General features: G+C 64.0%; 19 protein-coding genes. 10 read left to right on the top strand and 9 right to left on the bottom strand.

Annotated features, from left to right (window positions below):
• Window positions 1-10 precede the first annotated feature (10 nt).
• From IB259_RS23380 to IB259_RS23365, 4 genes are all read right to left on the bottom strand, one after another.
• A complete protein-coding gene (locus IB259_RS23380) occupies window positions 11-1,024 on the bottom strand; it encodes a fimbrial protein (RefSeq protein WP_192330216.1) in 1,014 nt (337 codons plus the stop codon).
• 41 nt (window positions 1,025-1,065) lie between these two features.
• Complete coding sequence (locus IB259_RS23375) at window positions 1,066-3,570, bottom strand: fimbria/pilus outer membrane usher protein (RefSeq protein WP_054457687.1); 2,505 nt, start codon at window positions 3,568-3,570, stop codon at window positions 1,066-1,068.
• Window positions 3,571-3,587: 17 nt separating this feature from the next.
• Complete coding sequence (locus IB259_RS23370; protein WP_192330214.1) at window positions 3,588-4,400, bottom strand: molecular chaperone; 813 nt, start codon at window positions 4,398-4,400, stop codon at window positions 3,588-3,590.
• Window positions 4,401-4,482: 82 nt separating this feature from the next.
• On the bottom strand, window positions 4,483-5,013 hold the full coding sequence (locus tag IB259_RS23365; protein ID WP_054457685.1) for a fimbrial protein: 531 nt from the start codon (window positions 5,011-5,013) through the stop codon (window positions 4,483-4,485).
• 305 nt (window positions 5,014-5,318) lie between these two features.
• Here IB259_RS23365 and IB259_RS23360 point away from each other — a divergent pair, with 305 nt between their 5' ends.
• The 7 genes from IB259_RS23360 to IB259_RS23330 all read left to right on the top strand — a co-directional run bounded on the left by IB259_RS23360 (window position 5,319) and on the right by IB259_RS23330 (window position 13,692).
• Window positions 5,319-7,400: an ATP-binding protein gene (locus IB259_RS23360; RefSeq protein WP_192330212.1), complete on the top strand. Its 2,082-nt coding sequence runs from the start codon at window positions 5,319-5,321 to the stop codon at window positions 7,398-7,400.
• 77 nt (window positions 7,401-7,477) lie between these two features.
• A complete protein-coding gene (locus tag IB259_RS23355; RefSeq protein ID WP_225591451.1) occupies window positions 7,478-9,103 on the top strand; it encodes an ATP-binding protein in 1,626 nt (541 codons plus the stop codon).
• 11 nt (window positions 9,104-9,114) lie between these two features.
• A complete protein-coding gene (locus IB259_RS23350) occupies window positions 9,115-9,744 on the top strand; it encodes a response regulator transcription factor (protein WP_054457682.1) in 630 nt (209 codons plus the stop codon).
• A 48-nt stretch (window positions 9,745-9,792) separates the two neighbouring features.
• Entirely contained in the window at window positions 9,793-10,167 is a 375-nt protein-coding gene (locus tag IB259_RS23345) for an Hpt domain-containing protein (RefSeq protein ID WP_054457681.1), read from the top strand.
• Window positions 10,168-10,248: 81 nt separating this feature from the next.
• Window positions 10,249-11,034, top strand: a complete 786-nt coding sequence (locus IB259_RS23340) for an EAL domain-containing protein (protein WP_054457680.1) — start codon at window positions 10,249-10,251, stop codon at window positions 11,032-11,034.
• A gap of 106 nt (window positions 11,035-11,140) precedes the next feature.
• A complete protein-coding gene (locus tag IB259_RS23335) occupies window positions 11,141-11,833 on the top strand; it encodes a response regulator transcription factor (protein WP_054457679.1) in 693 nt (230 codons plus the stop codon).
• Window positions 11,830-13,692 carry a sensor histidine kinase gene (locus IB259_RS23330; RefSeq protein ID WP_119450225.1) on the top strand — a complete coding sequence of 621 codons (1,863 nt, stop codon included), beginning with the start codon at window positions 11,830-11,832 and terminating at the stop codon, window positions 13,690-13,692. Before IB259_RS23335 ends, IB259_RS23330 begins: the two co-directional genes overlap by 4 nt.
• Window positions 13,693-13,699: 7 nt before the next feature.
• Here the strand turns inward: IB259_RS23330 and IB259_RS23325 are convergent, their stop codons facing one another.
• Window positions 13,700-14,089 carry a hypothetical protein gene (locus tag IB259_RS23325; RefSeq protein ID WP_054457677.1) on the bottom strand — a complete coding sequence of 130 codons (390 nt, stop codon included), beginning with the start codon at window positions 14,087-14,089 and terminating at the stop codon, window positions 13,700-13,702.
• 195 nt (window positions 14,090-14,284) lie between these two features.
• Here IB259_RS23325 and IB259_RS23320 point away from each other — a divergent pair, with 195 nt between their 5' ends.
• From IB259_RS23320 to IB259_RS23310, 3 genes are all read left to right on the top strand, one after another.
• On the top strand, window positions 14,285-14,767 hold the full coding sequence (locus IB259_RS23320) for a hypothetical protein (RefSeq protein ID WP_054457676.1): 483 nt from the start codon (window positions 14,285-14,287) through the stop codon (window positions 14,765-14,767).
• A 49-nt stretch (window positions 14,768-14,816) separates the two neighbouring features.
• Window positions 14,817-15,263 (top strand): hypothetical protein, encoded by a 447-nt coding sequence (locus IB259_RS23315; RefSeq protein WP_119450226.1) that lies wholly within the window; start codon window positions 14,817-14,819, stop codon window positions 15,261-15,263.
• A gap of 412 nt (window positions 15,264-15,675) precedes the next feature.
• Window positions 15,676-17,844 carry a TonB-dependent siderophore receptor gene (locus IB259_RS23310; RefSeq protein ID WP_225589054.1) on the top strand — a complete coding sequence of 723 codons (2,169 nt, stop codon included), beginning with the start codon at window positions 15,676-15,678 and terminating at the stop codon, window positions 17,842-17,844.
• A 51-nt stretch (window positions 17,845-17,895) separates the two neighbouring features.
• Here IB259_RS23310 and IB259_RS23305 read toward each other — a convergent pair whose 3' ends face one another.
• From IB259_RS23305 to IB259_RS23290, 4 genes are read right to left on the bottom strand one after another with little or no spacing between them, the layout of a single operon-like run.
• Complete coding sequence (locus IB259_RS23305) at window positions 17,896-18,924, bottom strand: tripartite tricarboxylate transporter substrate binding protein (protein ID WP_192330208.1); 1,029 nt, start codon at window positions 18,922-18,924, stop codon at window positions 17,896-17,898.
• 60 nt (window positions 18,925-18,984) lie between these two features.
• The gene (locus IB259_RS23300; protein WP_119450229.1) at window positions 18,985-19,758 is read right to left on the bottom strand and encodes an SDR family NAD(P)-dependent oxidoreductase; all 774 of its coding nucleotides are present in this window, start codon (window positions 19,756-19,758) and stop codon (window positions 18,985-18,987) included.
• Window positions 19,755-20,474: an SDR family NAD(P)-dependent oxidoreductase gene (locus tag IB259_RS23295; RefSeq protein ID WP_054457672.1), complete on the bottom strand. Its 720-nt coding sequence runs from the start codon at window positions 20,472-20,474 to the stop codon at window positions 19,755-19,757. Before IB259_RS23295 ends, IB259_RS23300 begins: the two co-directional genes overlap by 4 nt.
• 10 nt (window positions 20,475-20,484) lie before the next feature.
• Window positions 20,485-21,381 (bottom strand): oxaloacetate decarboxylase, encoded by an 897-nt coding sequence (locus IB259_RS23290; protein ID WP_054457671.1) that lies wholly within the window; start codon window positions 21,379-21,381, stop codon window positions 20,485-20,487.
• Between the last annotated feature and the right edge of the window lie 14 nt (window positions 21,382-21,395).

The following is a 21,395-nucleotide window of genomic DNA, read 5'->3' as shown; positions in this document are numbered from 1 at the left end:
GCTGGGAAGATCATTTGTATTCAAGCGTGAAGGTGGCGGTGCCGTTCGCCGCGCCGGCCGTCACCTGGTTTGCGGTCTGGTAGTAGCGGACGTGGAACGGCACGTCATAGACGCCGTCCTTGGACATGCCGACCAAGGCGCTGTCGCCGTACTTGACCGGCTGACGGTCCTTGTCCAGGAGCTGGATGCCGACGCCGGTGGCGGAATTGGCGTCGGGGCTCAAGGCGATCACGCCGGGCGCGCCTGACGCGTGGGGTTTTGCGTCCATGCGCAGGTAGACAGCGTTCAGTTCGGGTTTGGCCTCGCGGCAGTTCAGCTTGATGTTGAAGCGTTGTTCGGCTGCTGTGCTGCCGACCGAGCTGAACAGGTTCGTCCAGACCTTTCCCAGCTGTACGGGCGGAGTGGGAGCGGCGGTGCACGACGGAGTGACAATGGCCGTGGTCCTGCCGGTGAGTATCACTTTCAGGGAGTCCCCTGGCGCGTCCTGCGCGTACAGCGTGGCGTAAGTCCCTTCCTCCAGGGCTCCGTTGCCGGTGTCGGAGCTGATCTTGAAGAGCTGGACGTGAATCCAGCCCTTGTTGCCGATAGTCGTCTCCGTGCCTGTGCCGGAGAGGGACCAGGTCGTCGGGAAATAGAAGGTTCCGACGTGATCGCCCGGTCGCATTCCGATGCGTATGCCGATACCGGGAATGTTGGTGCGATAGATGTGGGTATCGTCTACGACCGTACCTTTGTGCAGGGACGCTAGCGCCTTTCCCCCTCCATCCTTGCAGACGAGGAGCGCGTTGCCTTTGTGGCTGATGGGGAATCGTCTGTCCGCGATCGGCACTACCCTGCTCGGTCCCTTTTCCGGCGGGACGACGATATTGCCCAAGGAGATGTTGATCACATTGCGGGCGATGCCTTCTCCCAGGGCGCACGCTGCCAGGCTTTGCGGCGCATATGCACCCAGCATCAACGCCATGCACGACAGTGCCAGCATGCCGGCAGCGCATCTTTTTTTCTTGATCCGAGAGTCTTTCATTTGTTTTTCATTCCTCAAGCTTGCAATCGCCAAGCCAGGCATCACAGGCACATGTAGGCGACTTCGCGTATGGGAGCGGGGCGGTCCTCTTGCGGCAGGGTGTAGGACACACCACAGCTGTCGGCTGCGCCGCGGCCCCAGACGATGCGCATCGTTCCGGACTGCTGCGCGCCGGTCACGAAGGCTTGGCCGTCCGGCCCGACGATGCCGATTTCCTGGCCCGCCTCGTTGTCGATGCGCGCGCCGAACGGCACCACGCTGTTGTCCTTGCGGGTCAGCGTCAGCATCAGGCGATAGCCAACCACCGTCTCAAACCCGGCACGTATCACCGCGCCGCGAGTGGGGACCAGATTCACCGCCGCGTTCTTGACTTCGACGGTGTCGCCCAGGTCTGCGGTGAGCATGGCCAGACGGTTGGAACGGTACGGGCTCAGACTCGGCACGATGGCGTAGCCGCTGGCATCGGTGCTGACGCCCGGATGCGATTCAAAGCGCACGTTCTCCGCCGACGGAGCGTGCACCAGCGCCACGGTTTCACCCAGAGGCTGGCCGAACGTCACGCCGCCGGCATGGACGACGATGCCGCCTGACAGGCCCGCGTTGATCTGGTTGTAGTTGCGTCCCTGCGACGCGCCCAGGTCGAGGCGGCCGATCCTGGACAAGTAGTAGGCGTTGCCGGAGCTGTTGACGCCGTTCTGGTTGGAGGTCGCCGCAGTCAGGTTGTAGCTGAGCCGGTTGTCTTCGAACGCGGAGCCGGAAACGGTGGCCGCGTGGCTGGTCTCGCCATTGTTGCCGGTGGTCAGGGAGTAGTGGGCGCTGCTGCCCGAGGCGCCTAGCGGAATCGACATCGACAGCATGACCCGGCGGTCATTCGAACCGCTGCGGCCGGTGTTCATGTCGACGAAGACGTTGTAACTGACCTGTCTGTAGGAACCGGAGTATCCGACCTGGATCAGCCGCTCCTTTTGATTCGTCTGCCAGTACGACTGTTGGCGCGCCGAGGCGTAGACCGAACCCCAAGAGCCCAGCGACTGGCTTACCTCGAATCGCAGTTCGTTGCGGCGGCTGGGCATCTTGTAGCCCGGCTCGAAATCGTCGACGCCGGTCGCTTCCCGGAAGGTCCGGTAGCCGCTGGTGGAATAGCGATAGCCGGCGACGCGGAAGTTGGTGCCGATTTCGTCGAGGGATTTGGCATACAGGAAGCGCACGGACTGGCCCTGCGTTTTCAATCGCTCGGTGGAGGTGCGCGCGTGCGACAGGTCCAACGAAATCGCGCCGAAACTGCGCAGATTCTTGCCTACGCCCACGAGGGCGGATTGATAGATGCTGGCCGCGGTGATGCCGCCATACAACGAGAATTCCTGGCCCAGGCCGCGCGCGATCGTTCCTTGCACAAAGGTGGGTTCACGCTCGTCGGAGCCGGAGGCGCTGCGATAGCGTCCGGCGGTGGCGCTGTAGCGCCAGGTGCCTTCGCGCAACAGCGTTGGCACGGAAGCATAGGCCTGCACGTAACGGGTCTGGCGCCCGTCCGACTCCGTAATGGTGACTTCCAGGTCGCCGCCGGAGGACGACGGGTACAGGTCGTCCAGCACGAACGCGCCGGGCGCGACATAGGCGTTGTAGACGATGTAGCCGTTCTGCCTGACAGTGACGAGCGCATTGGTCTGGGCGATGCCGCGTATGGTCGGCGCGTAGCCCTGCATGCTGTCCGGCAGCATGGAGTCGTCCGAAGAGACCTGCACGCCGCGGAATGGCACGCTATCGAAAAAGTTGCCCGGCGTGTTGCCGTCGCCAAGCAGCAATTGGCCGTTGATCGAGCGCAGGTCGCGCTGCAGATTGGTTTCCAGCGACTGCCATTCACCGCGACCGTTGGTGCCGCGGTTGTAGTTGGAGGCGTGGCGCAGGCGCCAGTCGCCGAAGTTCAAGCCACCGCGCAATCCGGCGTAGGCCGCGTAGGGCGATTCGGCGCCGCGGTTGGAGGAGTTGCCTCCGCCCTGGCGCGACATATTGAGCTGATAGTCCAGCAGGGCCGAGGTGATGCCCTTGTCCCAGCGCGACGGGTCGACTGAATCTCGCGCCGCGCGCTTGAGCGCGGCCTGCGGAATGCTCAGATACAGCCGTTGCTTGCCGCCATCGAAATTCACGGCGGCGTCTTGCACCAGCGCGGGCAGGTCCACGCAGGCGCCGTCCGCGCCCGCGGATTCGGGCAGCGCGGCCATGTTGACGCCCCAGTTCTCCAATTGGCCGCGGGTCAGGCAGACCGAGGGCTGCTTGAGGCCCTCCTGGACTTCGACGATGATTCGGCTCGCGCCCATGGACTGATCGTTGACGAACACGTCGGCCAGGTACTCGCCCGGCAGCACGCTATTGCCGAAACCGAAGATGGACAAGTCTGCCTGCGGCTGGTCTCCGCCCGTGCCCAGGAACTCCTGATTGAAGACCGTGCCCGCCGGCTCGGCGGCCTGAGCGGAAAAGGAAGCCAGGCCCAGCAACAGCGATGCCAATGCCGCGAAAGGGGGCATGCGACCCTGCGATACGCCATTCATTGCATGAGCTCCGGGCATTAACGGCTTGCGGCAGGCGCGACGGGCTCGGCCTTGACGTGGACCGGAACTTGGGCGCTGGGTACGCGGACTCTTTCCTCGGGGGTCTCGGCGCCGTAGTCGTTGATGGTCGTGAACACGACGTCCACGTCCCTGGGCGCGGACAGCCCGGACAAGGGGTACTCCAGGGTGCCGCCGGGCGACACCATGCCGCCGTTGATCTCCTGCTGGCCGCCATTGACGTTCAGCGTGGCGAAGGTGACGTGATAGGCAGACGGATTTGCGATCTTGAGCACAGCGCCTCTGCCGCCGGCGGCGACCGCCCACTGCAACTGCTGACGCTGTTCGCCGGGTTTGCCCGCCAGGCCCGACGGCCGGTAGAACAGTTTGATGCGGGTGCGCACCGCGATCTGCAGTACGTTTTCGTCCTGGCTTTTTTCCGGAATTTCCTTGACGTTGAGCCAGAACACCGATTCGCGGTCGAGAGGCAGATTGCCGGCCAGGCGCAGTATGCGCAGCACGTTTTCCTGGCCTGGGTCCAGCCGCGACAGCGGCGGGCTTGCCACGAACGGCGCCTTGGCAGCGCCTTCGCCTGCATCGATCCAGGCCTGCACGACGTAAGGGGACACGCCAGTGTTCTTGACGGGAATGGAGGACTCGCGGTCCTTCTCGTTGAAAATGACGCGGGTGCCGCCGACCAGCACGCCGGCTGCCGCATTGGAGTGGGCCAGCGTGGCCGCCAGGGCGAAAATCATGAAGGGCCGCGCCTTGTGCACGAACCGTTGCGCGATGTCTTTCAGCATGGGGATCTCGATGTTGTGCTCGCAAGCCATCGGGTTCTCGTGGAACCGCCTGCTGCGAGTAGGCTTGCGGCCAGCCCCGCTTTTGAGGGGCTGGCGGTCCGGCAAAGCGGCGTTACTTGTAGTTCACCGTGAACTGCGCGGTGGCGTTGGCGGGGCCGACGGTGACGGTGTTGGCGGTCGACACATAAACGGCGCCGAACTTCAGATTGTTGGTGCCGGCGCGCAGCGTGTATTCGGGGGACTCCGCTCCCAGCTTGATTTTTTTCTGGGTGGAATCGCGCAGCTCGACGGCCACGCCGGTGGCGCTGCCCAGTTCGCCGATACCGATCGCCAGCGTGTCCGTGTTGATCGTGTCTGCGGTGCCGGTGAACGTCACGCTGGCGCCCTTGGCCGTGGCGCTGCAATTGGCCAGCTGGAGTTCGAATTGCGCGGGCGTCGAGTACTTGCCCACGGCGCCGTCCAGGGTGGTCCGGGACACTTTCCCAAGCGGGACGACCAGGTTGGTTGCCTGGGGCGAGACATCGCACGGGGCATCGACGATTTCGCCAATGAAGTTGATGCGGCCGTCCTCAGCCAGGGCGGTTTGGGAAACTGCGGCTGCCGTGGCGAGCAGGGCAAACTTGATAATGATGTTCTTGTTCATGGAAGTGAATATCCTGAGTCGATTAATAATCAAAAGCGCCGCCTGGGGATTACTGAAAGCAGAGGGCGACCGACTTGCGAAATGCTTTATTTCGGTTTTCAGGAATCAACTTCCGTGCGATTCAGTTGTTATCAAAATTCAATTCGAATAATTGATAAAAGGACGCAGCCGGATAATTCATTCGCCTGCTCCTCCGAATCCCGTATTCCGCATTTCGTCGGCAACTGAAAATTAATAGAATCGGAATTCTGAATTTGTAGGAATTCTCCCTTCTTGTTGTATGAAATTTCATATGAAAACGACAATTGGCGATTCTTTCCAATAATTGCCAACCTTGGCGAAATGAGGCGGTTTTATTGGTCCTATTTGGTATTTTTTGGGCCGTGATTTGGAAGCAACGTTACGCGGAATTTATGGGGCCGGCGACGCGTGCGGAGGGGTGGCGCGATGCCTTCTGCGATAAAATCGCCGTTGCGCAGCGCATATCAAATTCAGCCATAGGCACGACCATCGACAATCTCCAGATGAAGCCTGAAGTTTTTGCTAGCGCTATACGACGCGGCAATGCCGTTCGAATCAGGATGGCAATTGGGGCGGCCGCGATTCTTGTTGTCGTGCTATGTGCGCTGAGCGCGCCGACCATCGCCGCCTCGCTGCAGCAACAGCTTGCATCTGCTGCGATCCTCTCCTGGGCCTTGAACGGCGTCTTGTTTCTGGCCGTGCTATGGGTCCTGCTGGCACTGAAAGGCACGGCGAATAAAAGCCACGATCTGCTGGCGCATTTGAGGCAAGCCGCGCGCTTGATCGCCGCGGCGCCTGTGGACATGGTTATTCGGGAAAAATCGCTGCGTCTGGTCGGGCTCAGCGATGGCATGCGGCGCTTTTCGGACATCGTCATCAGGAACGGATGGGCCAGGCCCGAGCACATCGATCTGGGATTCCTCTCCGGCGCAGAGAAGGATCAGATTCAGGTGCCGCCCGAAGTTGCCGTCATCGTGCGCGAGTTCCAGGCTGCGGTGGCTACCGGCGAACCGCGCTCTTATGACTACAGCCAGGAGCTGCCAGGAGCCGCCGGAATCCGGGCGGCAATCCAGGCCCAGATTTTTCCTCTGTTTGGCGCTGAAGATCAGGTCATAGGCGTTTTCGCCAAGGGCATGTACTTCCTGGGCCATAGCCAGTCGTTGGAGGATTCGGCAAGCGCACGTGGCCGGGCAGAACGCATCAATGACATGAAAACGCGGTTCCTGGCGGCGGTCAGCCGCGATGTGCGCAATCCCTTGAACGCCATGGCGGGCCTGTTGGAAATGGCGTCGCTTGACGCGGCGATGCCGCGGCAGTCGAAAGAAATGTTGGCGACCGTTCGCTTGTCTACGCGGTCCCTGCTCCAGTTGATTCCGTCCATCGTCGATACGCGCAGAATGGAGACCGGCGATCTGGCATGCGCGCGCGTATCCCATTCGCTGCGCAGGGTGGTAGCCGACGTGGTTGCGCTGTTCGCTCCCAGCGCCTACGAAAAGGGCATAAGCCTGACGCTGGAGGTGGCTCCCGGGGTCGCCGCCAGCCACATGGCGGACGCTCAGGGGTTGAATCAGTTGCTCAACAATTTCCTGTCCAACGCCATCCGATTCACGGAACGGGGCGGCGTCCGGATACATCTGGACGCCACCCCGGTGGAAGATGGCCGGCAATGGGTCTCGCTGTCGGTCATCGATACCGGCAGCGGCATTGATCCGCACATACAGCAGAAGCTGTCGGCCTCCCGCTACGAAGCCGGGCTGAGCGCCTCGCCCGATGGCGCCGGGCTGGGCTTGCACTACTGTCGGCAGATCGTGCATCGCGTTGGCGGAACCATCCGCATCTCCAGCGTCGTGGGCGAGGGTACGCACGTCCATGTCCGCGTGCCGCTGATGCTCGGATCCGGCGAGCGGCGCGACCCGTCGCAAGAGACCGCGCTCGGCATGGCTCAGCGACCCGCCACCGGGTTGCGGACGCTTGTGGTTGAAAGCCAGGCCGCCAACCGCCTGCTGTTGAAAGGCCAATTGGAATTCCTCGGCCATGCCGTCCAGACGGCGGAGGATGGCGCGCAGGGCTTGGCGCTTGCCAGAGCAGGCAGGTTCGACCTGGTGGTCTGCGATGGCATGATGCCGGACATGGACGGGGCAGAGTTCACCCGGGCGCTGCGTGCCGGCGCGGGCGAGTGCGCCACCGTTCCCGTGCTCGGATACACGGCCGACGCGCGCCGGGAAGACCATGAGGCGGGTTTGCAGGCTGGCATGAACGCGGTGCTGGTCAAGCCTGCGGATCTGCGCGCGCTGGAAGCCGCGGTCGCTTCCTGCCTGCCGGCGGCCTGCGTCGCGAACGGACGTGCACGGGATGGAGCGCCATAGTGGTCCATCGCGAGGCAGACTCCATACTCACGCTTTCCGTATTCCTGAATCTGGCGCTGGCTGCGGCGCTGGTCTTGATGCTGGTCTGGCTCGCGGTGCGCATGCGCAGCGCCAGGTCGCCGCGCGGCGAACTGGCCCGGCTGGCGCGCCTGGCGGATACGCTACCCGCCGGGATTTTCATCCGCGATCTGGATTTGAATCTGGTGACGCGCAATGACGCGCTCAGGGAGTACGCCGCTACATGCCGCAGCGAGGGCTGGAGTCGCCCTCTGCATGTTCCGCTGGAGTCCCTGTCCGCGCCGGACTCGGGCAGCGAACCGCCGCCCAACCTGAACGAGATAATCGACGATTATCGTCAAGTGCTGGCCGGCGGTGAAACCCTGGTCCGCGAACATCCGTTCGAGCATGATCCTACGTGTGGGGTAGCCGCTTGGGCCGCGCCGTTGCGCGGAGAGGACGGCGCCATCATCGGGTTGATCGGGGGCAGCGCACGCTTTCGTGGCTTTCCCGACATGCTGCGGGACGTGTCGACAACTCGGCTCAATATGGAAAGGGCCAACCTGATGAAATCAACGTATCTTGCGTTCATCAGCCATGAACTCCGCACCCCCCTGAATGCGATTATCGGCATGCTTGAACTGATGCTGGCGCGCGGGGAACTCGTCAGCGAGACGTATGAAAGACTTGCCGTGTCGCGCCAGTCGGCGCAATCGCTGTTGTCCCTGATCAGCGGCCTGATCGACATATCCAAGCTGGAAACCGGTCACTTTCAACTGCGACGGCAGAACGTCGATCTGCGCGCGCTGGCGGCCGACACGCTGGCATCATTTCGGGGCGCTGCCCAAGAAAAAGGCCTGCAGTTGACCCTGGACATCGGCCGCGACATTGCCGAGCGTCATTTCTCGGATCCCGTTCGCCTGAAGCAACTGCTGGATAAGCTGTTGTCCAATGCGGTCCGCTTCACGGGGCATGGCCGTATCGATGTCGCGCTGACCGCCGGGGCCGCCACGGAAGAGGTGCAGTGGATCACGCTGTGCGTCGCGGACACCGGCCCCGGGATTGCCGAGGATATCCAGGCCAGACTGGCTGCCCCGCACTTTGAACACGTGGTCGGGGAGCAAGGCGTCACTATCGGACTGGGGCTGTCCATATGCAACGAACTGACGCGCTTGATGGGGGGCTCCATGGAAATTTCCAGTACGGCCGGGCAGGGCGCCAGAATATCGGTGCGCTTGCCTTTGGCGCTGCCGCCTTCGGAAAATGCCGCCGTGGCAGCGGCTCCTGCGCCAACGGTGGCCGACGCCGGCGGCCTGCGCATACTCGTCATCGACGACCATGAGGCCAACCGGCTGCTGCTCAAGCATCAGTTGCGGATGTTGAAGCATTCCGCGCAATTCGCGCAGAACGGCGCGGCGGGTCTGGCCTTGGCCGAACGGATGGAGTTTGATCTGATCATCTGCGATTGCGTCATGCCCGTCATGGACGGCAATGCATTTACTGCTGCCTTGAGAGCCGGCGGCGGCGTGAATGCGGCCACGCCCGTGCTGGGCTATACCGCAAGCGAACTTGAACTCGATCTGGCGTCCGGCGCGCGAGCCAGCATGAACGCCGTGCTGATCAAGCCGGTAGACCTGCAGACGCTGCAGTCGTTCATCCTCGCGCATGCCAGGCGGCCGCTGGCCAGCGTGCCCAAGATCCACTGAAGGGAGGCAGCATGTCGACTGTCTTGATTGTTGATGACCATCCCGCGTTTCGGTTGGTTCTGAGAACGCAGATTGCGCTTTTGCCCAGCGCCAGCCGGATACTGGAGGCGGACAACGGGGTCGATACGCTGGCGCTGGCCCGCAGCGAGCGCCCTGATCTCATCGTGCTGGACCTGGACATGCCGAAAATGGGCGGCCTGGAAGCCATATCCAGAATCCTTGCCATCAATCCGGACTTGCGGATACTGGTGGTGTCGGCGCATGATCCGTCGGTCTTCGCGTCGCGCGTGGCCGAACTCGGCGCCTGCGGCTACGCCAGCAAGCGGCTGGAGATCAAGGAACTGATCCGTTGCATCGAGTCCGTGCTGGCTGGCTACCGCGTGTTTCCGAATTCGGCCAAGACGGCAGGCCAGGTGGATGTGGCGGACGCCTACCAGAAGAAACTTGAACTGCTGTCCAACAAGGAAATGGTCGTCACGCAGATGCTGGCCCAAGGATTGAGCAACAAGGAAATCGGTGACGCGCTATTCATCAGCAATAAGACGGTCAGCACGCACAAGACCAGGATAATGACCAAATTGCAGATCGGTTCCCTGGTTGAATTAGTCGATTTCGCCAGAAAATCGAAAATATCGATGTGAATTTCTCATAGGGCATATTTCCGCGTGCAGAACCCAGCGGCTTCGGCCATGCATCCCGAGCAGGAAAACTCGCAGATCCAGGCGGTGGCGGTGCTGCGGGATGAACTGCTTTCCAAGGTAGGCAACGACCTGGACATTGCCGCCGAGCTGGCGCATAGCCTGCACGTCAACCACAGGAAGGACGTCGATGCCTTGCTGCTGGCGATCGAACAGGAGCAGTGGGCGGAGGTCAAGCGGTATGCGCACCGGATTCTGAACACCGCGCAATTGCTGGGCTGCAGCGCCTTGGTTGAACTTTGCCTGCGCGTTGAGGCGATGCTTGGCAGGAAGGATGGCCAGGCGCGCGAGGAACTGTTGGCCGACTATGTCCCGGTCGTCAAAAATTTGAGTGCAGTCCTGGAGCGAGTGAACCGCACATTCTGAATCCTCCTACATTTTTCGCTCTCGAAGCGCCGTAGAGTGGCTGTATGTGAATTTCCTTCCCCAGTCCACCAGGAATGATGTATGAAACGCGCTGCAGCGCAATGCCAGCAACTTGGCGACCACGAAGTCATGTCGATGGCATGGCGAGGCGATGGCTTGAGCGTCGCCCTACAGCCGCAATTCAACCTGATGAACGGCGAAATGGTCGCCGCGGAATGTCTGGCTCGTTGGAAGCATCCGACCATGGGCGATATCGGACCCGCCGATTTCGTTCCCGCCGTCCATCGACTGGGCCTGGACCTGCTTTTTTTTGAGCAGATCTGCCGCCTGGCGGTCGCCGCAGCGCAGGCGCTGCAGGAAGAGGGAATCGACGTGCCGTTGGCGATCAACGCCTCGGCCTCAACCTTGTCGAGCCATGATGCGGTCGACGTCCTGGCGCGTCACGCCGCCGCGGCGAACATTCCGTTGACGCGCTTCCGGATCGAGCTGACAGAAGACCAGCCCATCACTCGCCTCGAGATGCTGCGGAAGTCCTTGAAGAAATTTGCGAAGGCCGGTTGCCAGGTCAGCATGGACGATTTTGGAACGGGCTATGCCTCGCTGCAGCTCTTGAACGCGCTGCCCATCGCCGAATTGAAGATAGACGGACGCTTCGTGCGCCGCATCCGCCGCGACCGGAAAGCGCGGGAAATCACGCGCCTGTCGGTGTTGCTGGGGGAGCGGCTCGGCCTGCGCGTGATCGCCGAAGGCATCGAAAGCGCGCCGGACATCGCTCTGCTCCAGTCCATGGGATGCAGCCACGGGCAGGGCTATGTGCTGTCGCCGCCCGTCGTGTTGTCCGAGTTCATCGAGAGCCGGAAGCGGTAGCCTCACCTGATGCGAAATTCCTGTGAAAATACCAACTTCCAGGGATATGCGGTTTCGCGCGGCTGAGACATAGTTCAGGCTGGGCAATTCCGCCCGCTCTCATCCGATGACCGCCCACATGCTTGCTTCCGAGTCGACCCTGCCTGCCCCGGTGCTGCTGGTGGAGGACGAACCCCTGATCTGCCGCCGGCTGGAAGGCCTGCTGCTGCAGCTTGGCTATGCGCCGGAGGCGCTGGTGTTTGCCGCCACGCTGGCGCAGGCGCGCGAGCAACTCGCCAGCCAGCCGTTTGCGCTGGCTCTGGTCGATCTGGGCCTGCCCGACGGCAACGGCACCGATTTGATCGCCGAGATGCACGCGGAGGATTCCAGCCTGGCGATCCTGGTGATTTCGGCATGGAGCACGGAAGACGCGATTCTTGCCGCGCTGCGCGCGGGCGCCACGGGCTATGTGCTCAAGGAACGAGACGACCTGGAGGTGTCCCTGTCCATCCGCAGCGTGCTGCGGGGCGGGGCGCCTATCGATCCCTTCGTGGCCCGACGCATCATCGAAGAACTGCGCCCCAGGCGGGCCGAACGCGCCGACGAGGCTGCGGGCGATTCCGTCGAAACCCTGAGTCCGCGCGAAAGCCAGATCCTGCGGTTGGTGTCCGAGGGACTGGGCAACCGCGAGATCGCCGAGGAACTGCATCTGTCGCGCTACACCGTCGAATGCCACGTCAAGCATATCTACCGCAAGCTCGCGGTCTCCTCGCGCACGCGTGCCATACACGCGGCGCGCACGCGCGGCTTGCTCGATTGAAGTGGCTGGCCGTCCTGTGGTTGGCGCTATGGCTGGCGCCGGCGTGGGCCCAGGAGCCCGCTGACGCCTGTACGGCGCAGGTGCTGTCGGTACAGGTTGCCAAGGGCGGCGACGATGGCAGGCGTCCGGAGCCGGCGCAATGGCAGGCGGTCGAACTGCCCGACGACTGGAGCGCGCGTTGGCCGGGCTACAGCGGTACCGCCTGGTACCGGATTGGCTGGACGCGCAATTGCGCCGGCACGGCGTCCGGACAGGTGGCCTTGGCGCTGGAATCCATCGTCATGGCGGGTGAGGTCTATATCAATGACGAACGGATCTGGAGCGATCCGCACCTGACAGAGCCGCTGTCGCGCAGCTGGAACGTGCCGCGTTACTGGGTGATTCCCGACGCCCTGCTGCATCCGGGCGAGAACACCTTGTGGATCCGCGTGGTCGGCGTGGCGGGGCAGACGCCCGGCCTGGGGCCGGTGCGTCTGGGCGGACAGTGGACGGTGTTGCAGCAGTACGAAGACCTGTGGTGGCGCAACCGCACGTTGTTCACGCTCAACCTGATCGTCTCGGGCGTCCTGGGCGGCCTGTGTTTCTTCATCTGGCTCATGCGGCGCGAACAGCGCGCCTTTGGCTGGTACGCGCTGATGGCCCTGTTCTGGGTGCTGTTCATTGCCAACGTGCTGGTGACCAGTCCCTGGCCGTTCCCCGACAGCCTGACGGCGGCTCGGGCCAACATCATGGTGCTGGTGCTGTACGTGGCCTGCTTCTGCGTCTTTACATGGCGCTTTGGCGACCAGTCCTTGCCGCGCATCGAGAAGGCGCTATGGCTGCTGGCGGCCGTGCTGCTGGCGGCGATGGCCTTCGTGCCGCAGGGGCATCTGCCGCAAGTGCAGCTGAGCGTGGTGCTGATCGTGTCGGCGATCTTCTTCGCCAATTGCCTGCAATTTCCGTTTCACGCGCTGCGCACCCGCCGGCCAGAGCACGCCATGCTGGCGGCATGCCTGCTGGCCTTCTTCGCTGCCTGCGCCCACGATCTGCTGCTGATGCTGAGGCTTATCGACGGCGAGGCCACCTACACGCCTTTCACCAGCGTTGTGGTCACGCTATGCATGTCCGCAGTGCTGGGGCTGCGCCATGCACGCAGCGTGCGCCGCATCGAGCGCTTCAACCAGGAGCTGGCCAGCGGCATCGAGCAGGCGCGCACCGAACTCGCCACCACGCTGGAGCGCGAGCATGCGCTGGCGCTGACGAATGCCCGGCTGCAGGACCGGTTGCAGATCGCGCACGATCTGCACGACGGGCTGGGAGGCTCCCTGGTCCGAATGATGGCCGTGGTGGAGCAGGCCAGCGCGCCGCTGCACAGCCAGCAGTTTCTTTCCATGCTCAAGCTGTTGCGCGATGATCTGCGGCAGACCATAGACAGCGGTTCCAGCGCGGGCGTTACGGTGCCGGCCACGCCGCGGGAATGGATAGCGCCGTTGCGCCACCGTTTCATGCAGCTGTTCGACGAGCTGGACATCAGCGCCACCTGGCGGGTGCCCGAGCTATGGCGCACACCGCCCAGCGCCCTGCAGTGCATGGCGCTGACGCGGCTGGTTGAGGAATCGCTGGTGAACGTGCTCAAGCACAGCCGCGCCCGCCGCGTGGAACTGGAACTGCGGCAGTCCGAATCCGACCGTCTGGAGCTGCGCATCGAGGATGACGGCGTCGGTTTCGACGTGGCCGCGGTGCTGCGCGCGGGCATCAGCGTGGGCATGCGCAGCATGCACGCCCGCATCGCCCGGGTAGGGGGCGAGCTGGACGTTGCGTCGCAGCCGGGGCGCACTGCGCTGACCGCCACGCTGGGGCTGCGCACGCCTCAGGCTTGAAGGCCGGCTATTTGGCGGTGTTCTCGTCGTCCACCGTCAGTCCGCCGCTTTTCATGATGCTCTGGGCGATCTCCTCGGCGGACTTTCCGGCAAAACCGTGTTCCCCCGCGGTAATGCGGAAGCTGTCGCCTTCCAGCGGGCTTTGCAGCGTGGCGGAAGACAACAGCACGCCGCCCGACCGCAGCTGGATGCGTTTGCCCACGCGGTCGCGGGTGAAGTCGGCAAGGGCCTGGCGGCTTTCGGGCTTGAGTTCGACGTCTACCGTCCTGGCGGAGGTTTGCGGGTCGGCGCCGGCGGTGGCGCGCGCCACCTGCAGCACGACGGTCTCTGCGTAGGCCGCGCCGGGCAGCAACAGCGCAAGCGCGGCCGCGCGGGCGAGTTGTCTCATTGATGGCATGGCAAGCTCCTTCTGATGGACATCCTGGCCTGGTCCCTTCGCAGGGCCTGGGCGGGTTCCTACATCCTAGCGCATGTCTCGCTGGCGATCGTCTGCGCAAATCGGACAAGCACGAGCGCGCAATGGGCGCTATGCTTCGCGGCGCGAAGTTCAGCGCGGCAACCGCCGTGCGATCCATACGAAGAGAGTCGAAACATGTCCAACGTTACCGCCGGCGCCACGCCGCTCGCCGAGCTCTACCAACATGTGATCCAGGAAGAGCTGGGTCTGGTCGCCCGGATCGACGAAGAGGGCGATGTCCTGTTCCGCCATCCCGAACTGGGCACCCTGTATTTCAGCCTGAGCGCCGACGATCCCGAATTCCTGCGCCTGGTCTATCCGTCCTTCGCCGATGCGACCGATCTGGGCATGGGGCGCGCCGAGCTGCTGGAGATCATCAATACGGTCAACAACCGTTGCAAGGCGGTGAAGCTGTACATCACGCAGAGCAGCGGCGATGTGGTCACGAACCGCGTTTCGGCCGCGATCGAGAGCTTTGTGGCTGCACCCGACGCGCTGCCCTCGGAGGCCTTGCTGCGCGGCATAGTCGCGCGTTGCCTGTCGGCGATCCGCCACAGCGCCGCCGAGACGCTGCGGGAAGCCGGCGTGCTGAAGCCGGCCGACGAAAGCGCGCATTGATACGGCGGCCCGATCCCGGCCTGGGCCGGGTCTAACGAAGGAGAGTCTCATGGCAGTGCGTGGAGTCTGGCTTGCGGCCGGCTTGTTGTTGAGCGGTATCGCTCACGCGGGATCGGCGCCGGCAGAATTGAGCTGCGTATCCGAAAGCGGCAAGGTCGCGCTGGAAGGCACGATCCCCTCATCCTCATCGGACGAAATGAAGCTGAAGCTGAGCTATGCGGACGGCAGCCTGGCGTTCGACTCGGACGCGAACCAGAACTATGTCGTGGCGGACTTTCCGCAGGCCGTGTTCACGCTGGTGGTGGCGGCCCAAGGGCAGCCGCTCACGCTGTACGCGATACCGTCCAGCATGGCGGTCAAGCGGGAAAGCAATGGCGACGCCGCTGGCAAATTCCAGGCCAAGCTGACGGCTCCACGGCCCCGCAGCGTGTCGGGGGTGCAGGCCGATACTCCGCTGAAAGCTACCCTCAACTGCGACTACCGGTACTCGCTGTAAGGTTGGACGGTAGCTGACCGGCGGCTTGCCCAGCCCCTTTCTCCAGATGACTGGACATCTGGAGAAAGGGGCTTTTTCATGTCTGAAGCCTGAGGATAGGCGCCGATATGCACCTGCTGTGAGCAGATCGATACGCGTGGATTGTTGTTATTGCGCTGCATTCTGGCCTTGTGAATTGGTCAAATTTCACAAAATTGACATTTGTCTGAATAAATCCTGACTATTTGTTGAACGTAAAAATAAGAATGAATATCATTGGCGCTCTTAAAAAACCAAGATCGCGCTGATAGCGCAGCCGCCGCGGGGCGGCTTCTGACAGAGTCCAATGAACAAAGCAGATACATCGACGGCCCCTGCCAAGGCCGGTGGGAATACTTCGGCCTCCATTTATGCAGCGATGTGCGGCGCGCTGATGTCGCCGGGCCTGGCCCTGGCGCAGGGCAGCGTGGCGCCAGGCGCCGTACACGAACTGTCGCCGGTGCACGTGCAGGGGCAGGCGGTCAGCGATGGCTACGAAGCCAACATCGCGTCCTCTCCGAAGATGACGGCGCCTCTGCTGGACACGCCGCGTTCGGTCACCGTGATCACTGAACAGCTGATGCGCGACCGCGCGGCGACCTCGCTCATGGATGTGTTGCGCACCGCCCCGGGCATCACCTTTGGCGCGGGCGAGGGCGGCACGCCCACCGGCGACCGCCCATTCGTGCGCGGCTACGAGGCCAGCACCGACATGATGGTTGACGGCATGCGCGACCTGGGCCGTTTCTCGCACGAGACCTTCAACCTGGAGTCGGTCGAGATCCTGAAGGGCCCCAGCTCCGCCTATTCCGGCCGCGGTTCGACCGGCGGCAGCATCAACCTGGTCAGCAAGAGCCCCAAGCTGGAGAATTTCGCCGAAGGCACGGTCGGCGTGGGCACCGACGACAACTGGCGTCTGACCGGCGACGGCAACTGGGCGCTGGGCGAGAGCTCGGCATTCCGCCTGAATTTCATGAAACAGGGTGGGGACATCCCGGGCCGCGACCATGTCGAAACCGATCGCTGGGGCGTGGCGCCCTCATTCTCCTGGGGCCTGGGCACGCCGACGCAGGTCACGCTCAGCTACTACCATCTGCAGAACGACGACACGCCCGACCTGGGCATTCCGTTCAAGAACGAGTCGCGCCCGGATCGCGTCACGCCGCCCAAGGTGGACCGCAACAACTACTACGGCCTGATCGGCCGCGACTATCGCAAGAACCAGGCCGACATGACCACCCTGATGGTCGAGCACAAGTTCAGCGACAAGCTGAAGCTGCGCAACGGTACCCGCTATAGCGAGTCCACCAACGAATACGTGATGACCCGCCCGTCTTTCGACAATTGCGCGGCGCGTGTGGGTGGCAGGCCCAACCCCGCCTATGGCGTGGCGCCCTGCTCGAACGAAGCGGACGGCGTGAAGATGAGCAAGGCCCTGCGCAGCCTGAACCAGACCAACCGCTCCTTCATCAACCAGACCGACATGTTCGGTGAATTCACCGCCGGCGGCCTGCGTCACAGCTATGTGGCCGGCCTGGAGTTCAGCACCGAGACGATCAGCAAGCGCGACGGCGTGCCCTCGGGCGGCTTCGACAAGACCCTGCAGGACGACCTGTACAACCCCAATCCCCGCCAGCCGTATACCGGCAGCCTGAGCTGGGGGCCGCGCTACGACGCCGCCAAGACCATCACGCGCGCGGCCTACGTGTTCGACACGGTCAAGTTCAGCGAGCAATGGGAAGCCAACGCCGGCCTGCGCTACGACAATTACCGCGTGACCAGCGGCAACGTCGAGCGTACCGACAATATGTGGAACTACCAGCTGGGCCTGGTCTACAAGCCCGCGCCCAATGGCAGCATCTACGTGTCCTACGGCACCTCGTCCAACCCGTCCGGCGAAACGGCAGGCCAGTCAGGCGGCGCCGACGGCGCGGCAGGCGGCCGCCTGACCGCGGGCACCGCGGCGCTGGCGCCTGAAAAGAGCCGCAGCATCGAACTGGGCACCAAGTGGGACGTGTTCGACGAGCGCCTGTCGCTGACGGCAGCGGTGTTCGAAACCCGCAAGACCGATGCCCGCAGCTCCGATCCCATCACCGGCGACGTGACGCTGTCCGGCAGCAACCGCGTGCGCGGCATCGAGCTGGGCGTGGCGGGATCCATCACGCCCAAGTGGCAGGTCTGGGGCGGCTACAGCTACATGGACCCCAAGGTCACCAGCTACCAGAGCGGCGGCACCGACTACAGCGGCAATCAGATGAAATTCATCGCCCGCCAGAGCGCCAGCCTGTGGACGACCTACAAGTTCCTGCCGGAGCTGACGGTGGGCGCCGGCGCCACCTACACCGGCAAGCGTTACGTGGACGACGCCAACGTCTATCAGTTGCCGTCCTACTGGCGCTACGACGCGATGGCGGCTTATCAGTTCAACAAGAACTTCGGCCTGCAGCTGAACCTGAACAACCTGACCGACGAGACCATCTACGAGGCTTCGCACGTGGGGCTGTTCAGCTATGTGGCGCCGGGCCGCTCGGCGATGCTGACCGCCACGTTCCGCTATAACTGACGCGCAATACGCCAGCGCCGCAGCCGCGGCGCTGGCGTCGCGTATTCCGGCTTAGTCGATGCGCGCGCCGGAGATCTTGACGGCCTCGGCCCACTTGGCGATTTCCTGCTGCACGAAAGCCTGGAACTGCTCGGGCGTGGAAGGCGTGAATTCGCTGCCGGAGGCGGCGAGCTTTTCCTTGGTCTTGGGATCGGCCATGACTTCGCGCATGTCCGCCGATATCTTCTCCACCAGCGGCTTGGGCGTGCCCTTGGGGGCGAAAAAGCCCGACCAGGGCGGAGCGGCGTAGCCGGGGAAGCCCTGTTCGGCCACCGTGGGGTAGTCGGGCGCGCTGGCGAAGCGCCCCGCCGTGGTCAGCGCCACGATCTTCAGCTTGCCGCTCTTGGCATAGGCTTGCACGGCGGGCAGGCCGGTGACGCCCACCTGGATCTGGCCGCCCAGCAGGTCGGTCACCATCGGCGCGCTGCCGCGGTAGGGAATGTGGGCAATCTCGAACTTGCCCTGGTTCTTGATCAGCTCCATGCCCAGGTGCGATGCCGTGCCGTTGCCGTCCGATCCGTACGAGTAGTGCGCGTCGGGCTTCTTCAGCAGGGCGATGAGTTCCCGCAGGTTGTTGGCCGGCACATCGTTGTTGACGATGATGGCATTGGGATACAGCGTGGCCTGCGTGATGGCCTCGAAGTCCTTGACCGGGTCATAGCGCATGTTCTTGTAGAGCGAGGTATTGATGCCGTGCGAACCCGTCACGCCCAGCACCAGGGTGTAGCCGTCGGGCGCCGCGCGCGCTACATATTCCGAGCCGACGTTGCCGCCTGCGCCGGGCTTGTTTTCCACGACCACCGGTTGTCCCCATTTCTTGGACAGGCCTTCGGCCACCAGGCGCGCGGTGATGTCAGTGGCGCCGCCGGCCGGGAAGGGTACGACGATGGTGACCGCGCGGTTGGGGAAGTTGTCCGTATCCTGCGCGAAGACTGGGGCGGCAGCCAGGCCAATGGCGCCGGCAAGCAGCGCCAGCATGCTGCGGCGGAGGGCAGGGCGCGCCGGGCGTCCGTGCGTTGCGGAGGTGTTGGTGTGCTTCATGGTTCTAGCCCCTTGCTGTGTGATGTAAGTCTTGTGTGAAGTCGATGGTGGCGGCTGGAGCTATAGCGCGGTGTAGCCGCCGTCCGCGCGTATGTCCGTACCCGTGATGAATGAGGCGGCGTCGCTGATCAGGAAAACTGCTGTCTGTGCGATCTCCTCGGCTGTGCCGAGGCGTCCGGCTGGATATTTGGCCGCCAACGCGGCGCCGGCGGCCTGCGCGCTGCCATAGCGCGCGACCAGCCTGCTGGTCAGGACCGCGCCCGGCGACAGGCTCAAGGCGCGGATGCCGTCGGCCGCGTGATCCACGGCAATGGCGCGCGCCAGCGCGATCAGACCGGCCTTGCTGGCGCCATACGCACCACGGCCCGGCGCGGCCACGCTGCCCAGCTGCGAGGCGATGTTCAACACCACGCCGCTGCCGGCCCGCGCCATGTGGGGGATGGCGCATCTGCTCATCAGCCACGCGCCAGTCAGGTTCACGTCCAGCGCCTGACGCCATTGCTCCAGCGTAAGGTCCGCGATCTTGTTGCCCGGCGTGACGGTGGCCGCGTTGTTCACCAGGACGTGGATCGCACCCCAGTGCGCAGCCGTTCTTTCCACGGCTTCGCGCGTACTTTGCGCGTCGCTCACGTCGCAGGCGATCGCCAGCATCTGGGTATCAGGTCCAGCGAGGGCCTGGCGGGTTTGCGCGAGCAGTTCCGCATCGCGGTCCAGCAAGGCCACGCGGGCGCCGGCAAGCAGGCATTGCGCCGCGATCGCCTGGCCCAATCCGCCGGCTGCGCCGGTCAGGATCACGACCTTGCCATGCAGCGCGGGTGCGTTCGTCTGTGTCATAGCGGCATCGCTCCCAGCGAGGCGCCGCCGCAGACGTAGAGCGTCTGTCCGGTGATGGCGCCTGCCTGCGCGCCCAGGAAGAAGGCAATGGCCGCGGCGACTTCGCCCGCGTCGATCAGGCGGCCCAGCGGCAGTTCAACCTGCGGCGGAGCGCCGCGCTTGGGATCGCGCAGCATGGGCGTGTCGACCGCGCCGGGCGCGACGACGTTGACGGTGATGCCGCGCGCGATGAGTTCGGCGGCCAGACTGCGCGCCAGGCCAATCTGGGCGGATTTGGTCGCCGCATAGGCCAGGCGTTGCGCGCGGCCCAGCACGGCGCGGCTGGACACCAGCACGATGCGGCCGCGGCCGTCAGGCAGTTGCGGCGCCAGCGCGCGGACCAGCGCCATCGGCGCGGCTCCGTGCAATTGCCAAAGCCAGTCCGCGTCTTCCGGGCGCGTGTCCAGCGCGCCGCCGGTGCGCACTGCGCCCGCGCAATGCGCCAGCGCTGTCGGGGCGCAGCCGTCCAGCAGCGCGCATAGACCGCGCAAGGCGGCGGCGTCGGTCAGGTCGCACACCAGATGGCGATACTGTCCATGCCCTTTGATGGCCGCCGGCGCGATGTCCACGCCGGTCACCTGCCAGCCGGACGCCAGCAGCAGTTCGGCCAGCGCCAGGCCGATGCCCGACGACGCGCCCGTCAGGACGCAATGCGCCTGCGCATTCCGCTCAGTCATGGCGAAGCGCTCAGTCGGCCAGCGTCGTCAGGCGCTTTTCCATGGCGCGCATCTGCTCGTAGCCCATCAATTGCATGATGTCTTCGATGCCCACCAGCAGGTCGGGACGGTCGGCGGGCTCGCCGCTGGCGATCACGCCCTGCATGACTTGCAACGCCTGGCGCATGCCGTAAATCGCAGCGGCAGGCAGCATGCGCGGCAGGCTGATGCGCTTGACGCCGATTTCCTTCAGGCGCGGCAGCGGAATCAGCGGCGTGGTGGGACGGTTGCGGATGCCGAATCCCATGTTGATGCTGACCGGAATGCCGGCGGCGTCCACCAGGCGCTTGATGTCGTCCTCGGTGCGCACGGCGTCGGGGAACAGCATGTCGGCGCCCGCCTTGGCGTAGGCGCGGGCGCGCTTGACCGCGCCTTCGATGCCTTCGATCGCGAGGGAGTCGGTGCGGGCGATGATGACGAAGTCATCGTCGCGTCGCGCCAGGCAGGCGGCTTCGATCTTCTTGACCATTTCCGCTTCGCTCACCACGTCCTTGCCGGGCATGTGGCCGCAGCGCTTGGGGCTGACCTGGTCTTCGAGGTTGATGCCGGCGACGCCGGCTTCCTCGAACATCTGTACCGTGTGGTAGACGTTCACCGGGTTGCCGTAGCCGGTGTCGGCGTCAGCCGTGAGGGGAATGGAGACGGACCGCGCCAGATGACGGCAGTGGGTGACGTTTTCCGACAGGCCCATCACGCCGATGTCCGCGATGCCCAGCAGGGCGTTCGACACTGCCGCACCGCTGGTGCAGGCGGTCTTGAAGCCCGCGGCCTCGACCAGGCGGATGCTGTATCCATCGTACACGCCAGGGGAGACGATGAAAGGTTCGTTCTTCAGCAATTGCCGGAACTGGTGGCGCGGGTTGTTCATGTCGTACTGCTCCA

It is taken from the genome of Achromobacter sp. ACM04, assembly GCF_014851465.1.
In the GTDB taxonomy this organism is placed as follows: domain Bacteria; phylum Pseudomonadota; class Gammaproteobacteria; order Burkholderiales; family Burkholderiaceae_B; genus Achromobacter; species Achromobacter aegrifaciens.
The sequence above is the reverse complement of the archived record's forward strand: the minus strand, read 5'-3'. Positions and strand labels throughout refer to the sequence as shown.

What these genes read in the sequence shown, in the direction of transcription:
- IB259_RS23345 (WP_054457681.1), top strand. Translation starts at nt 9,793, where the DNA reads ATGCATCCCGAGCAGGAAAACTCGCAGATCCAGGCGGTGGCGGTGCTG.
- IB259_RS23350 (WP_054457682.1), top strand. Translation starts at nt 9,115, where the DNA reads ATGTCGACTGTCTTGATTGTTGATGACCATCCCGCGTTTCGGTTGGTT.
- IB259_RS23290 (WP_054457671.1), bottom strand. Translation starts at nt 21,381, where the DNA reads ATGAACAACCCGCGCCACCAGTTCCGGCAATTGCTGAAGAACGAACCT.
- IB259_RS23300 (WP_119450229.1), bottom strand. Translation starts at nt 19,758, where the DNA reads ATGACACAGACGAACGCACCCGCGCTGCATGGCAAGGTCGTGATCCTG.
- IB259_RS23380 (WP_192330216.1), bottom strand. Translation starts at nt 1,024, where the DNA reads ATGAAAGACTCTCGGATCAAGAAAAAAAGATGCGCTGCCGGCATGCTG.
- IB259_RS23340 (WP_054457680.1), top strand. Translation starts at nt 10,249, where the DNA reads ATGAAACGCGCTGCAGCGCAATGCCAGCAACTTGGCGACCACGAAGTC.
- IB259_RS23355 (WP_225591451.1), top strand. Translation starts at nt 7,478, where the DNA reads ATGCTGGTCTGGCTCGCGGTGCGCATGCGCAGCGCCAGGTCGCCGCGC.
- IB259_RS23310 (WP_225589054.1), top strand. Translation starts at nt 15,676, where the DNA reads ATGTCGCCGGGCCTGGCCCTGGCGCAGGGCAGCGTGGCGCCAGGCGCC.
- IB259_RS23370 (WP_192330214.1), bottom strand. Translation starts at nt 4,400, where the DNA reads ATGGCTTGCGAGCACAACATCGAGATCCCCATGCTGAAAGACATCGCG.
- IB259_RS23375 (WP_054457687.1), bottom strand. Translation starts at nt 3,570, where the DNA reads ATGAATGGCGTATCGCAGGGTCGCATGCCCCCTTTCGCGGCATTGGCA.
- IB259_RS23325 (WP_054457677.1), bottom strand. Translation starts at nt 14,089, where the DNA reads ATGCCATCAATGAGACAACTCGCCCGCGCGGCCGCGCTTGCGCTGTTG.
- IB259_RS23305 (WP_192330208.1), bottom strand. Translation starts at nt 18,924, where the DNA reads ATGAAGCACACCAACACCTCCGCAACGCACGGACGCCCGGCGCGCCCT.
- IB259_RS23335 (WP_054457679.1), top strand. Translation starts at nt 11,141, where the DNA reads ATGACCGCCCACATGCTTGCTTCCGAGTCGACCCTGCCTGCCCCGGTG.
- IB259_RS23295 (WP_054457672.1), bottom strand. Translation starts at nt 20,474, where the DNA reads ATGACTGAGCGGAATGCGCAGGCGCATTGCGTCCTGACGGGCGCGTCG.
- IB259_RS23365 (WP_054457685.1), bottom strand. Translation starts at nt 5,013, where the DNA reads ATGAACAAGAACATCATTATCAAGTTTGCCCTGCTCGCCACGGCAGCC.
- IB259_RS23320 (WP_054457676.1), top strand. Translation starts at nt 14,285, where the DNA reads ATGTCCAACGTTACCGCCGGCGCCACGCCGCTCGCCGAGCTCTACCAA.
- IB259_RS23315 (WP_119450226.1), top strand. Translation starts at nt 14,817, where the DNA reads ATGGCAGTGCGTGGAGTCTGGCTTGCGGCCGGCTTGTTGTTGAGCGGT.